Annotated in this window: 13 protein-coding genes; 8 read left to right on the forward strand and 5 right to left on the reverse strand. The window is 34.8% G+C overall.

Annotated features, from left to right (window positions below; all coding sequences use genetic code 11):
• Window position 1: 1 nt before the first annotated feature.
• Window positions 2-613, reverse strand: coding sequence for a DUF2652 domain-containing protein (locus tag RNZ47_RS12740; RefSeq protein ID WP_311940654.1), 612 nt, complete (start codon window positions 611-613; stop codon window positions 2-4).
• Between the two features lie 192 nt (window positions 614-805).
• Here RNZ47_RS12740 and RNZ47_RS12745 point away from each other — a divergent pair, with 192 nt between their 5' ends.
• The 4 genes from RNZ47_RS12745 (at window position 806) to RNZ47_RS12760 (ending at window position 2,499) form a co-directional block, all read left to right on the forward strand.
• Window positions 806-1,243 (forward strand): hemerythrin domain-containing protein, encoded by a 438-nt coding sequence (locus RNZ47_RS12745; protein WP_311940658.1) that lies wholly within the window; start codon window positions 806-808, stop codon window positions 1,241-1,243.
• Between the two features lie 165 nt (window positions 1,244-1,408).
• The gene (locus RNZ47_RS12750; protein WP_311940661.1) at window positions 1,409-1,858 is read left to right on the forward strand and encodes a ferritin-like domain-containing protein; all 450 of its coding nucleotides are present in this window, start codon (window positions 1,409-1,411) and stop codon (window positions 1,856-1,858) included.
• A gap of 299 nt (window positions 1,859-2,157) precedes the next feature.
• On the forward strand, window positions 2,158-2,319 hold the full coding sequence (locus RNZ47_RS12755; protein WP_311940662.1) for a DUF1328 family protein: 162 nt from the start codon (window positions 2,158-2,160) through the stop codon (window positions 2,317-2,319).
• Between the two features lie 42 nt (window positions 2,320-2,361).
• Complete coding sequence (locus tag RNZ47_RS12760; protein WP_311940665.1) at window positions 2,362-2,499, forward strand: hypothetical protein; 138 nt, start codon at window positions 2,362-2,364, stop codon at window positions 2,497-2,499.
• A gap of 77 nt (window positions 2,500-2,576) precedes the next feature.
• On the opposite strand, the gene RNZ47_RS12765 is transcribed toward RNZ47_RS12760, so the two are convergent.
• The 3 genes from RNZ47_RS12765 to RNZ47_RS12775 form a co-directional block, all read right to left on the reverse strand.
• Window positions 2,577-3,563 carry a GYDIA family GHMP kinase gene (locus RNZ47_RS12765; RefSeq protein ID WP_311940668.1) on the reverse strand — a complete coding sequence of 329 codons (987 nt, stop codon included), beginning with the start codon at window positions 3,561-3,563 and terminating at the stop codon, window positions 2,577-2,579.
• Between the two features lie 121 nt (window positions 3,564-3,684).
• Window positions 3,685-3,918, reverse strand: a complete 234-nt coding sequence (locus RNZ47_RS12770) for a GIY-YIG nuclease family protein (RefSeq protein ID WP_311940671.1) — start codon at window positions 3,916-3,918, stop codon at window positions 3,685-3,687.
• A 27-nt stretch (window positions 3,919-3,945) separates the two neighbouring features.
• Complete coding sequence (locus RNZ47_RS12775) at window positions 3,946-5,268, reverse strand: hydroxymethylglutaryl-CoA reductase, degradative (protein ID WP_311940674.1); 1,323 nt, start codon at window positions 5,266-5,268, stop codon at window positions 3,946-3,948.
• 150 nt (window positions 5,269-5,418) lie between these two features.
• Here RNZ47_RS12775 and RNZ47_RS12780 point away from each other — a divergent pair, with 150 nt between their 5' ends.
• From RNZ47_RS12780 to RNZ47_RS12795, 4 genes are all read left to right on the forward strand, one after another.
• The gene (locus tag RNZ47_RS12780) at window positions 5,419-7,650 is read left to right on the forward strand and encodes a S9 family peptidase (protein ID WP_311940677.1); all 2,232 of its coding nucleotides are present in this window, start codon (window positions 5,419-5,421) and stop codon (window positions 7,648-7,650) included.
• Between the two features lie 26 nt (window positions 7,651-7,676).
• On the forward strand, window positions 7,677-9,065 hold the full coding sequence (locus tag RNZ47_RS12785; RefSeq protein ID WP_311940680.1) for a peptide MFS transporter: 1,389 nt from the start codon (window positions 7,677-7,679) through the stop codon (window positions 9,063-9,065).
• A gap of 65 nt (window positions 9,066-9,130) precedes the next feature.
• Window positions 9,131-10,915 carry a peptide MFS transporter gene (locus RNZ47_RS12790; protein WP_311940684.1) on the forward strand — a complete coding sequence of 595 codons (1,785 nt, stop codon included), beginning with the start codon at window positions 9,131-9,133 and terminating at the stop codon, window positions 10,913-10,915.
• A gap of 88 nt (window positions 10,916-11,003) precedes the next feature.
• Window positions 11,004-11,552 carry a thioredoxin family protein gene (locus RNZ47_RS12795; protein WP_311940687.1) on the forward strand — a complete coding sequence of 183 codons (549 nt, stop codon included), beginning with the start codon at window positions 11,004-11,006 and terminating at the stop codon, window positions 11,550-11,552.
• A 72-nt stretch (window positions 11,553-11,624) separates the two neighbouring features.
• Here RNZ47_RS12795 and RNZ47_RS12800 read toward each other — a convergent pair whose 3' ends face one another.
• Window positions 11,625-13,664, reverse strand: a complete 2,040-nt coding sequence (locus RNZ47_RS12800) for a ComEC/Rec2 family competence protein (RefSeq protein WP_311940690.1) — start codon at window positions 13,662-13,664, stop codon at window positions 11,625-11,627.
• Window positions 13,665-13,824 lie beyond the last annotated feature (160 nt).

The raw sequence follows: 13,824 nt of genomic DNA on the forward strand, positions 1-13,824 counted from the left end.
ACTATGTGTTTAAATGTAACAGAGGCTCTAAGTCTATATACGTGTAATTAATTTCTCCCAGATGTTCATATACATTTTCACCTTTTTTTAAATCGCCCCAATATAAATTATTGTCCAATTCATTCATATCGTATTGCCGCAGTAAATTTTCAGATATTAATAAATATTCGTCTTTTGGCACTTTATTTTTAAGTAGCTTATGGGCAATAATAACATCTTCTCCCATAAGTTTTATGTGTTTTCCTATTTGCACGGTATCAATCTCATGCCCATAGTGCAAAATAATTTTTAACCCCAGGGTTTTTGGTGTTTTATGGCTGTCTTCGTTGTTATCGTGCGTTACTTTTAAGATATGTAATTGCTTGTAAAATTCTTTGTAAAAATAAATGCATTGATTTACCAATATTTTTAAAGGCGGTAATTTACCGGCTTTATAAAACAAAACAGCATCGCCTTCAATTTCTGAAACCTTTAAACCAATTTCGTTTGAATAAATAATTTTATTCAATAAAGCAGGAATAATTTTAGAGCTTAAATCAGAATCTGTTTCGCTCATAAATTGTGTAAAACCACTTATATCCGGAATACATATTAACATTGGGCTTTGCTTCATTTAATTGCTTATTTAATAAAAAATAAGCTAAAGATAGTTTATTAAACGATTAATAAAAGTGCAAGTTCGGAAAAAGCTAATAAAAATAGCATTAGAGTTAATCATTATTTTGATTGAACAAAGCCTAAACTACTAAGTGTTTTAATTTTGGGTAATAAGCAAAATGAGACAAGAAAACATAAATAAAACAAAATGAAGAACATATTTGAAGCCATAAGAAAAGACCACGACACGCAAAGAAAATTACTCAAAAAATTAGTTGAGACCTCTGGAGATACAAAAGAAGGGAAACAAACTTTTAAAGCGCTTAAAAACGAATTGGAAGTGCATGCCAATGCAGAAGAGCGTCATTTTTACAAACCCTTAATTAGTAATGATATGATGCAGGAAAAAGCGAGACACGGTATTGCAGAGCATCATGAAATTGACGAATTAATTGAGAAGTTGGAGGAAACAGAATTTGATTCTCCAGCTTGGTTAAAGTATGCCAAAGATTTAAAACACAAAGTAGAGCACCATTTAGAAGATGAGGAGCATACGTTTTTTCAATTAGCAGGCAAGGTATTTTCTGAAACCAAAAAGGAAAGTTTAGCAAAAGATTACACCAATTATATGCATGCTAATCTGTAGCATTTTATTGATATGAGTTAATAACTAATGGATTTGCACTAAATAAAAGCCATGCCATTAGCTAATTTTACAATAGCAAACAAAAGTAAATGTGTTGTTATTAACACAGATGTAAACCAGTAGGCATCTTAAAATAAATTACTGCTAATATAAAAACATATAATTATGAGTACTTACACAGAAGAAATTGGAGATAAGTTAAATGACTTATTGGAGAAAACCTACGATGCCGAAAAAGGGTTTAAAAAGGCAGCAGATAAAGTTGATAACGCGGCTTTGAAATCTTATTTTAAACAAAAAGCACAAGAGCGTTATGGTTTTGGGCACGAATTAAAATCTGAAATAAAAACTTTTGGACAAGATGTAGACAAAGGCGGAAGCCTTAAAGGATCGGCACACAGAACCTGGATGGATGTAAAAGCCTTATTCTCATCCGATAATGAAGAGTCGATGCTCGAAGAAGCCATTCGAGGTGAAAAATCGGCCATTGAAGAGTATAGCGATGTTATTAATGAAACAAGCTTGCCCATGAGCACAAAATCAATTTTAGAGTCCCAAAAAAATAAAATTGAAAACGGCTTATCTAAAATTAAAACTTTAGAGGATTTAAGCTAAAATCCGCATAAATTTTAAAAAGACAATTTATTATTTTATTACAGTTAAAAGTTTGGCTATTTGAGTCAACAAAAACTATATAATAACACTAATATTGAACTTGGTTGGTTAGTGAATGAGACCTTGGTGTATTTCTAATATATCAGGGTCTTTTTGTATTTCAATAAAAAGGATATTCTTTTTATTTGCGTTAACATCAACCTTATAAGAGTTAACCTAACTTTAAATAAAATGCCACATTTGTAATATGGAATTCGATAGTCGGATTTCTTAATATTAACCATTAAAACCATATAATTATGTTACGTTGGACAATAATATTTATAATCATCGCAGTAATCGCTGGAGTTTTAGGATTTGGAGGCATCGCGGGAGCATCTGCAGGTATTGCAAAAATTTTCTTCTTTATTTTTATAGTTCTTTTTATTTTATCATTACTAAAAGGTGTTATTAAAAAGTAGATAGAACACTAAGCCAATTATTAACTTTAAAACACAATCACAATGAAAAAAATAGCAAAAGTATTTTTAATTTTATTTACCATTTCAACGGTATTTACAAGTTGTAGAGAAACAACAGGCGACAAGGTAGAGGATGCCGTAGAAGATGTAGCCGATGATGTTGAAGATGCTGTAGATTAATTAAACAATAAAAACAAAGCATATCAAATAGAACTTATTTTTAATAGGTTCTATTTTTTTTATGCACATGCTGTAATTTATAAAATCATATCCTCAAACGGAATGATGGTTTTAAATCCTTTTTGGCTAAAATAATGTGTAGGATTGTTAAGGGAAGCCACTAAAATAAAATCGCCTCCCCAAGCGCCAAGGCTTTTTATGCCGCCATTAAAATCGTTAAACAAGCTTGCTTTTACAGGACTTTGTTTTATGATTTTTGAAATGATGTTTTCGTGTTTTTCGATAAGAAATATAAAATTTTCAAGTGTTTTACAAGAGATGATATTTTGGGTAATGTCGTTTATTTCTGAAATAGAGTCCGATAAATTTGATCTATAGTTTTTATATTGCGCAATCCCATCCCGACTATTTTGTTTTTCATTGAGATACACAAAATATAGGTGGTTTTTAAATGAAGGATTAAAATCTATTTCGTCAATGTTTCTCTTTTTGTCGTGTTTTATCGTGTCACCTTGAGCGCAGTCGAAAGGTTTTTTTAGTATTCCTTCGTTAAATAATTGATAGGTAATTGCAGTATTGTGTTGCGCACAAGCAATATCGTAGCCGCTACCGCCAAAGGTGTTTTCTAAAAGTTTATAGGCATCAACTTGCGCCCATTGTGCCATATTGTTTACTAAGGTAGAGGAGGTGCCCAACCCCCAATGTCTTGGAAAATCTAGTTTTGTAGTGATTTTGAATCCTCCATTACTATTTAAAAAATCAGGGTTGAGTTGTTTTGTGGCATTTAATATTTGAAGCAATCTATCTGAAATAGTGTTGTTATTTCGAACGGAGTGAGAAATCTCATTTTTTATAATTTCAAAAGTATCCTCAAACCAAACACTTCCTTTTTCATCCAAACTTCTCCAAATAAGTTTGGATTCGTTTATGGGTTCAACCTCTAACGATTGTCCGTATTTAGTTGGTATGGCTAACGATAAAGCACCGTCGAGCACCACGTATTCGCCCGTTAATAAAAGTTTTCCGTTTGAATTAAATGTTATATTGTTTAAGTTTTCAGCCATTTGAGGTGTTGTATTTGAAATTTTCGTGGTGTCTGAGGCACTCGTGGTGTCTGAGGCACTGAAGACACCTTATCTCGATAAGCTAAAGATAAATAAGGCAATTTTTCAAAATTATTTTCTATTAAAGTTTCTTTCTTTTCTCTACTCCATCCTTGTATTTGTTTTTCCTATAAAACGCTTCGCCTATGTTTTCAAATTCCTCACAATAAACTAGTTTTATTGGGAGCCTTTTTCTTGTATGATTTGCACCTAAACCGTTTTGATGTTGTTGAATTTTTAGTTCTAAATCAATAGTGCTTCCAGTGTAATAACTTCCGTCGCTACATTCTAATATGTAAACGTATCCTTTTTGCATTTTAGTTGGTTTGTGCCTTCGAGAGCCTCAGGCACCATTACGTAACTTATTTAAAGCCTCAACAACTGCACTATGGGTTACCGTATTGGTTTTAAAATGTTCGGTTAATAAGATCTTTTCGTTATCGCTAGCTTCAAATTGGTTTAGGATATTCATCAAATGCATTTTCATGTGGCCCTGTTGGATGCCCGTTGTGGTTAACGAACGCAGTGCCGCAAAATTTTGTGCTAAACCAGCAACGGCAACAATTTGCATCAACTCTTTAGCAGAGGGTTTATGTAACAATTCTAAAGCTAGTTTTACTAACGGATGCAAGCCTGTAAGGCCGCCAACAGTACCGAGCGCCAAGGGGATTTCCATCCAAAATGTAAATATGCCACCCTCAATTTTTGAATGCGATAAGCTGCTGTATGTTCCATGCCGCGATGCGTAAGCGTGCACCCCAGCTTCAACAGCTCTAAAGTCATTTCCGGTTGCCAAAACCACAGCATCAATACCATTCATTATACCTTTGTTGTGCGTTACGGCACGGTAGGGTTCTATCTCGGCAATGTTAACAGCTTGCACAAATTTAGTGGCGAAATCTTCTCCCGAAATCGAATCGTCTTCCTTCAAATCTTCAACCTTACAGCTAACTTCGGCGCGCACTAAACAATCGGGAACGTAATTGGATAAAATGCTCATAACGATTTGAATGTGCTTTTCATCTTCAGAAAAACCGTCAAATACTAAAGCTTCGTTTTTAAAAGTATCCGCAAACTGTTCTAAACACGAATTTATAAAATTGGCGCCCATGGCATCTAAGGTCTCAAAAGATCCGTGCAATTGGTAATACCCTTTTATATCGTTGGTTTTATCGCGCAATTCAATATCAATAATACCACCGCCTCGGGCTTCCATGTTTTTGGTAATGGGTTTTGCATCCTCAATAAGCTTTGGTTTTACATGCTTAAAAAAACGTTGTAATTTATTAAAATCGCCATGGTACATAAAGTGGACTTGCCCAATTTTGGTTGTAGACATAACGGTGGCTTTAAAGCCGCCTCTATCCAACCAAAATTTTGCCGCTTTACTTGCGGCTGCCACCACCGAACTTTCCTCGATTGCCATGGGTATGGTATAAAGCGTGTTGTTTATTAAAAAATTTGGCGCTACACCAAGTGGCAAATAATAATTGGTTATGGTGTTTTCGATAAACTCGTCGTGCAATTGTTGCAGTTTTTCGTTGCTGCTCCAATACTGTTTTAAAACGCGTTTTGCTTCTTCGGTATTTGAAAAATAGGTGTTTACAATCCAATCAATTTTTTTTGATTTTGAAAGCTTAGAAAACCCAGAAATTGTTTTGCTCATTTATTAACTCATTTACAGCACAAATATACCATTCTTGGTATGAAAATTGAAGGCTTAGTTTTCACATTCGTCCATTTAACTGTTAATAGTGTCGGTTTTTTGCATAATTTTTAGTAAACTTGACATCGTTTTGTCAAAAAAATAATTTAAATGAAAATTCTACGATTGCCCTTATTTATTTGTCTTTTCACTACCTTAATCTTATCGGCTCAAACTAAGCAAATTACACTTAACGAAATCTGGGATGGCACCTTTAGCACCAACAGTATGGATGTGTTGCATTCCATGAAAAACGGGAAGCAATATTCGGTGTTGAATTTTGATAGATATACGAGGTCGACTTCAATAGATATTTACGATTATAAAACGTTGAAAAAGATAAAAACGCTGGTAAATTCTTCCGATATCAACGAGCTTAATTATTTTACCGATTACACCTTTAGCGAAGATGAAAGCAAAATTATTTTGGCCACAAATGAAGAATCTATTTATAGAAGATCGACATTAGGAAATTATTATGTGTTTGATATTGATGATAAATCCATAACCTTAATTTCTGAAAACAGAATTCAAGAACCCACGTTTTCTCCCGATGGTACTAAGGTTGCCTATGGGTTTGAAAACAATTTATACTTTAAGGATTTACATACCGGTAGCACGACCCAAATTACTTTTGATGGTGAAAAAAACAAAATTATCAACGGGATTACCGATTGGGTTTACGAAGAAGAATTTGCTTTTGTTCGCGCTTTTGAATGGAACGCCGATAGCAATAAAATCGCTTTTATAAGGTTTGATGAAACCGATGTCCCAGAGTTTTCAATGGATGTTTACGGCACCGGATTATACCAAACACAGCAGGTGTTTAAGTACCCCAAAGCAGGTGAAAAGAATGCTGTGGTTTCGCTTTATATGTATCATTTGGATGCCAATAAAACAAACCCGGTTAAAGTAGGTAAGGCGTATTACGATTTTTATATTCCTAGAATTGAATGGACAAATAACCCCGATATTTTAAGTGCACAATACATGAATCGTCACCAAAACGAATTGGATTTATGGTTGATAAACGCCAAAACCAGCACCTCCAATTTAACACTTGCTGAAAAAGACGATGCCTATATTGACGTTACGGATAACCTAACTTTTTTAGAAGACAATAGTTTTATTTGGACCAGCGAAAAAGATGGTTACAACCATATTTATCATTATTCTGAAGAGGGCAAACTCATTAACCAAGTTACCAAAGGCAATTGGGAAGTCACGGATTACTATGGTTATGATGAAAAAGCGAATAGGATTTTTTATCAATCTGTTGAAAATGGTTCAATAAATCGCGATGTGTATTCTATTAAATTAAACGGTCGCGATAAAAAGCGATTGACAAAAAGCGAAGGCACAAACAATGCTTCATTCAGTGCGGATTTCTCATATTTTATCAATACCTTTTCAAGCGCCACTACGCCACCGGAATACACGTTAAACAGTGCATCTTCAGGAAACCTCATTAAAAGCATCAAGGATAACGATGTGTTGTCCAAAAAACTTTCCCACTATAAAACCTCAAAAAAAGAGTTTAGCACCATTCATGTAAACGGTAACGATTTGAACATGTGGATGGTTAAACCAGCCGATTTTGATGCTACAAAACAATACCCGTTGTTAATGTATCAATATTCGGGTCCAGGGTCTCAACAGGTGGCTAACCGTTGGAATAATTCAAACGATTATTGGTATCAGCATTTAGCGCAACAAGGATATATTGTGGGTTGTGTTGATGGTCGTGGTACCGGTTTTAAAGGCGCACAATTTAAAAAGATGACTCAAAATGAATTGGGCAAATACGAAGTTGAAGACCAAATTGATGCCGCAAAACAATTGGGAGCATTACCGTATATTGATGCCAGCAGAATAGGTATTTGGGGCTGGAGCTACGGTGGTTTTATGAGTAGCAATGCCTTGTTTAAGGGTAACGATGTATTTAAAATGGCCATAGCCGTTGCTCCCGTAACGAGTTGGCGTTTTTACGATACCATTTACACAGAACGCTACATGACAACACCACAGGAAAACCCAAGTGGCTACGACGATAATTCACCAATTAACCACGTCGATAAATTAAAGGGCGATTATTTGTTAATTCACGGTTCTGCCGATGATAACGTACATTTGCAAAACACCATGCGATTGGTTGAGGCTTTAATTCATGCTGATAAGCAGTTTGAATGGGCGGTTTACCCTGACGATAATCATAGTATTTACGGTGGAAACACAAGGTTACACCTCTATAAAAAAATGACTACTTTTATAAATTCTAAACTTGGCGATAAACGAGAAAAAGCCAAAGTAAACGAAACAAAAAAAGTAGATATAAAAGGATAAAATAATAACTAACTAACAATAAATTTATGGCAAATTCAGCTACAATTAAACAAAAAGAATTATTTGGACATCCGGTTGGGTTATATGTTCTGTTTTTTACCGAAATGTGGGAACGCTTTTCTTATTATGGAATGCGAGCTATTTTGGTGCTTTATTTAGTGCAGACAACATCTGATACAAACCCTGGATTGGGATGGACCAACGGAGAAGCTTTAGCGCTTTACGGCTGGTATACCATGCTGGTTTATGTGATGTCAATTCCCGGAGGATGGATTGCCGATAAGTTTCTTGGGCAGAAAAAATCTGTACTTTATGGCGGAATAATATTAGTTGCAGGCCATAGTATTTTGGCTGTTGAACAAATGTGGGCTTTTTATTCAGGTTTGGCTTTAATCATAGCTGGAGTTGGGATGTTAAAACCGAACATTTCTACTATGGTTGGTGGGTTGTATAAGCAAGGGGATATTCGAAGAGATAAGGGATTCACTATCTTTTATATAGGAATAAACGTTGGTGCCTTTTTATCTAGTTTAATTGTTGGTTATGTAGGCGAAGTACATGGTTGGCATTACGGTTTTGGATTAGCCGGAATTGGTATGACATTAGGGTTAATTCAGTATGTTGTAGGACAAAAACATTTAAGGCACGTGGGTAACTTTCTTGGGGCTTCTCAAAATTCAGATGATAAAGAGCTGATGAAAAAACCTTTAACTAAAATAGAAAAGGATCGCGTGATTGTTCTGTTTATATCATTTTTATTGGTAATTGTTTTTTGGGGTGCATTCGAACAAGCGGGTGGATTAATGAATATTTATGCCAAAGAAAATACCAATAGAATGCTCATGGGCTGGGAAGTGCCTGCATCTTGGTTTCAATCCTTAAATGCCATGTTTATTATTTTCTTAGGAACATCGGTGGCTCTTTATTGGGCAAATAGAAAATTAAAAGGAAAAATATCAACTTCTTTATTTAAAATGATAGTTGGGTTAATTATAATGGGAACAGGGTTTTTCTTTATGTCGGCTGCAGCTTCAGAATTTAACAGCACGGGTTCTTCCGCTATGTATTGGTTAGTGCTGGCTTACTTGTTTCACACAGTTGGTGAATTATGTATTTCTCCAGTTGCATTATCATATATAACAAAACTTGCTCCAGTGAAGTATGCTTCGTTAATGATGGGAGTTTATTTTGCCATGACTGGTTTTGGTAATAAACTTGCGGGATTATTAGGCGAATCGGCTGAAGGTTTGGGAGAGCTTACGGTATTTACGGGAATAGCTGTTTTCTGTGTGGTGTTTGGAGTTCTAGTGATGTTATTCAGGAAGAAACTGGAAACTTTAACCCATGGCGCCGAAGATAATGAAAGAACAATGCATGAGGAGGCTGAAGGTTTCGAATTAGCAGATAATCAATAAACTATTTAAAAACCTCATAAATTTTTATGGGGTTTTCTTCATTAAAACCATTAAATATTCTTTTTATGAATACCGATATCGAAAATCTATTTAAAGACAAGGTAATAGGGCATCCAGCAGGATTATTTGTATTGTTTTTTACCGAAATGTGGGAGCGCTTTTCCTTTTATGGGATGCGTATTTTATTGGTGCTGTTTTTAACGGCGCCTATAATAAGTGATAACCCAGGTTGGGAATGGCCCCGCGAACATGCTTTGGCTTTAATTGGTACTTATGCTTCGCTGTTATACTTAACGCCAATTATAGGTGGATGGATTGCCGATAAAATTACAGGATATCGTGTAGCCGTTGTTATTGGCTGTTTAATAATGACGCTTGGCCACGCTTCTATGGCCTTAGAAACTACCTCGTCTTTTTATATAGGTTTAGCCTTGCTTGTTATTGGTACCGGTTTTTTCAAACCAAATATTACATCGATTATTTCTGAAATGTACAAGGGGAAGGAGTCTAAAAAGGATGGCGCATATACCATTTTTTATATGGGTGTTAATGCCGGGGCATTTTTTGGGATGATGCTTTGTGGCTATTTGGCTGAAAATTATGGTTGGCCTTGGGGCTTTGGTTTAGCTGGGATTTTTATGTTTTTAGGCATGTTGCAATTTTGGTTGGCTAAAGATTTGTTTGGAAATGTAGGGGGAAAACCGTCATTGAAACACGTGGTTGAAATTCCTCAGAATATTAATGAAGAAGCCCCTAAAGAACAAGAAGAATCCGCTGTTGATGAAAAACTGAATCCGTTTACCGCTTTCGATAAAATATTAATTGTTTTATCTTCCGTAGGAGGCTTGCTCTATCTTTTTAATGACCCTTTAGAGAAAATAGAAGGAACTAGTTTAATGCCTTTTGAAGTTGGTGGCTTAAGTGGCTCTAGCTTTATAGTGCTTTTAGCTTTGGCATTGTTCTTAGTTTTACTGGTAACGCGTATTGCCAGATATTTGCCTATTGTTAGAGATAGAATTATTGCTGTATCTATTTTTGGTGTGTTTACCGTGTTCTTCTTCGCCTTTTTTGAGCAATCTTTAGGGTCAATGACCTTGTTCGCTAGAGATTACACTGATAGAACCTTAGTTGGAAACTCTGCCATGATCTTTAAAATAGTTGACGCCTTATTAACTACTGTACCTTTAATTATTATTACTTGGGTGCTTTACTTGTTGGTAAAAAAGACCTTTGCTAAAATCGGACTATCTAACGTTGTATTAGCTATTGCGTTCGCTGGAATTTGGTTTTTGGTTATTTTTAGATTGGTAAATAAATTCACCGAAGAAGGTCACGAAATTGAAGCCACTTGGTTTGGTATTCTAAACTCGTTCTTTATAATAACATTGGCGCCCTTGTTTTCTAAATGGTGGGAGAGTAAATACAACCCCAGTGCCGCAATGAAGTACGGTTTAGGTTTAATCTTGTTAGGTTTAGGTTTTGCGATTTTATCCTACGGAGCATCTGGCATTCCTTCAGGAGCTCAAACAGCATCGGTTAGTATTGTATTCTTAATATTAGCATACTTATTACATACTATGGGAGAACTGTGTTTATCACCAGTTGGGTTATCGTATTTAAGCAAATTGGTGCCTGCCAGAATGATTGGTTTTATGTTTGGAGTTTGGTATTTAGCCATTGCAGTAGGGCAAAAGGCTGCCGGAACTATGGGTGGCATGATTGATAAAATATCCGAACAATATTCACTTGGTACTTTCTTTTTAATATTTACCTTAATTCCGATGGGAGTTGGATTAATTTCCATTTTGTTAAACCCATTACTCAAAAAACTAATGCATGGTGTTCGTTAATCGAAAAAAGTGTTAAAAATTATTCAAAAAGCTCCTCTTTAGGAGCTTTTTTTGTAAGTTCGGAACAAATTTTGCAACTTAGATTACTATGAAAAATACAGTACTTATATTACTATTGGCCGTTTTAACATCGGCTAGTGGTTTCGCACAAAAAATAAATTGGGTTACTTTTCAAGAGGCTTTAGAGCTTCAAAAGAAAAGCCCTAAAAAAATTATGATGGACGTTTACACCAACTGGTGTGGCCCATGTAAATTGTTAGATCGCAACACCTTTCAAAATAAAGAAGTTGCCGATTATGTTAATGCACATTATTATGCCGTTAAGTTTAATGGCGAAGGGAACGAAAGTGTAAACTACAAAGAAAAAACATTTTCTAACCCTAGATATAATCCTGCAAATGCGAATAGACGTAACACGCCACATGAATTGGCGGGATATTTTCAAGTTAGTGCATACCCAACCATCGTATTTATTGATGAAAAGGGTGAATTGATTTTTCCATTACGTGGTTACCAAACTCCGGCACAATTAGAGTTATATCTAAAAATGTTTAAAGAAGACGACCATAAAACGATAAAGACCCAAGAAGAGTTTAATGCCTATTACAAAGCGTTTAAGTCTGAATTTGAAGGTTGAAAATTAGCTTCTTGAAATTTTTTATTTCAAGATTTCAAAAATTTGTCATTCCCGAGACATCGGGAATCCATTTTAATAATCAATAATAAAAGCTCCCTTTTTACTGGTTTGGTGAAAAGGGAGTTTTTTCTTTTCGCAAATAGCTTCCCATTGCTTAATGTAAGATTTGTAATTACTGCCATCGGCAATGATGTTTTTCGGTTTTATGGAATCAATTAGTCTATTCAAATTTATTTTAGGCGATTGTCTCAACAACACATAATCGGGTTGAAACGATTTGATATTGTAAACACCTAAACTATCAACAACTAAAAGCGTTTTATCATTTAAAATATAAATAGATTTTAGCGTATCTTTTTTAATGGTTTTTATATGATTTCCAACCGTGTAATCTTTTATTATTTTATTTTTTGAAGCCGTTAAGCTATCAAAATCGTGAGCAACCAAAAGGCTGTGGTTTACGCTGTTTCCCAGTAAACTATACCGACTTTTATGAAACACTATAAATTCATTTGAAGTGTTTTTGTAATGTGTATAAATAAAAGCACATTGAATGCATATTACCGAAACGAGTAGCAATTTTAAATTTGAGAAGCTGCGTTTCTTCAAAAATTTCACAAGTGCAATAATGCCTAAATAGAAAGTGAAAACATAAACTAATCCAAAAGCAATATCTTTTAAAAGAAAAGCTTCTTGTTTAGAGACCCAACCCACAAAACCGTTCATACCGCTAATAATATAACCGTAAATTTCGGCAAAAAAGTTTGGGAGTATGTTTATTGCTGCCAATAGAATCACTAGAATTCCCAATCCTAGAATGAGCCCTAAAAATGGAATAATGACCAAATTCGAAATAAAAAACAACCCCGGAAACTGATGGAAGTAAAATAAACTAACCGGTATTATTCCAAATTGTGCCGAAACCGTTACGGTAAGCGTGTGCCAATATTTGTCGAGAAACCAGTTTTTTGGCCGCCATAAATTATACAGCATCGGGTCTATGGCAACAATGGCAAAAACGGCTAAGTAGCTTAACTGGAAACCAACATCGAATAAAAACAAGGGTTTAAAAAGTAAAATGACAAACATGGAAATGGCCAAAGTGTTGTAAACATTGGTAGGCCGCTTTAAATTCATGGCAATGGCAACAATGCTAAACATGGTTACGGCCCTGGTTACCGACGCCGACAAACCAGCAATTAAAGCAAAACACCACAAGCATAAAACGAGTAAAATGGCTTTAATAAGTTTGCCGTGTTTTAAGCGTTCAATGGGTTTAAAAACAAAGGTTAAAATGAGTAAAATAATACCCACATGCAATCCAGAAACAGCTAAAATATGTATAGCACCGGCATTCGTGTAACTGGTGTAAACTTCTTCGCTAATGTCTTGTCGTTGCCCAAGTAATAAAGCGTTAATTATAGCGAGTTCATCGGGTTTAAAATGATAGGGTTCGAGTTTTAAATTGATGTGTTCGCGAATATTATCGGCCATCCCAAATAAGGTGTGCCTATCGGAACTTATCTTTAAAAGCGATGTGTTTACAGTAAATATTTGATGGTAAATGTATTTCTTTTCGAGGTACTTTTTATAATCAAATTGATGTGGATTTAATGGATGAATAAGATTCTGAAAAGCGATATTCCCAATAACGATATCGTCTACTTTTAATGCGGATTGCGTCGTGTCCTTTTGAATGTTTAACAATGATTTTCCCGAAACCATTTTGTCGTTGATTTTTAATATGTCAATAACGTATTTATCGTAATAATTCCCCGGTTTTAAAACTTCTCTAATTCTAAATGTTACGGTTTCCAGTGAATCTTTTTCAACTGAAATAAATTTTGAATAATGATTCGAAAAGTTTTTTTGATTATGAAAAGACGTGGTTAAAACCCCAATAAAAATCATTAAAATGTAAGCAGCAATACCAAACCAAATGGTTTTGACAAATTGTTTTCTTGCCATTAAAAAAAAGATAGATAAAATAACCAGTAACCCCACCGTTATGTATATACTTAAACGGATGGAAATAGGGAATAAGTACGAAATGAGGATTCCTAAAATTAAGAAACACGTTAATTTAATAATGGTGAAATTGAGTAACTTCATACAACCGAAAGTTACTAAAAAAACTATAATCCCAAATGAATTTTGAAATCAACAATATCCGAGTAAAATTGTTCGATACCGAGAAAGACCTAATCTAATTGGCTTAATTTGGTGTTGCCGTTGTTTGTTAAAGTCAGAGACAAGCCTTGATTCTAAATTC

The organism is Hwangdonia seohaensis (assembly GCF_031932625.1).
In the GTDB taxonomy this organism is placed as follows: Bacteria; Bacteroidota; Bacteroidia; order Flavobacteriales; family Flavobacteriaceae; genus Hwangdonia; species Hwangdonia seohaensis.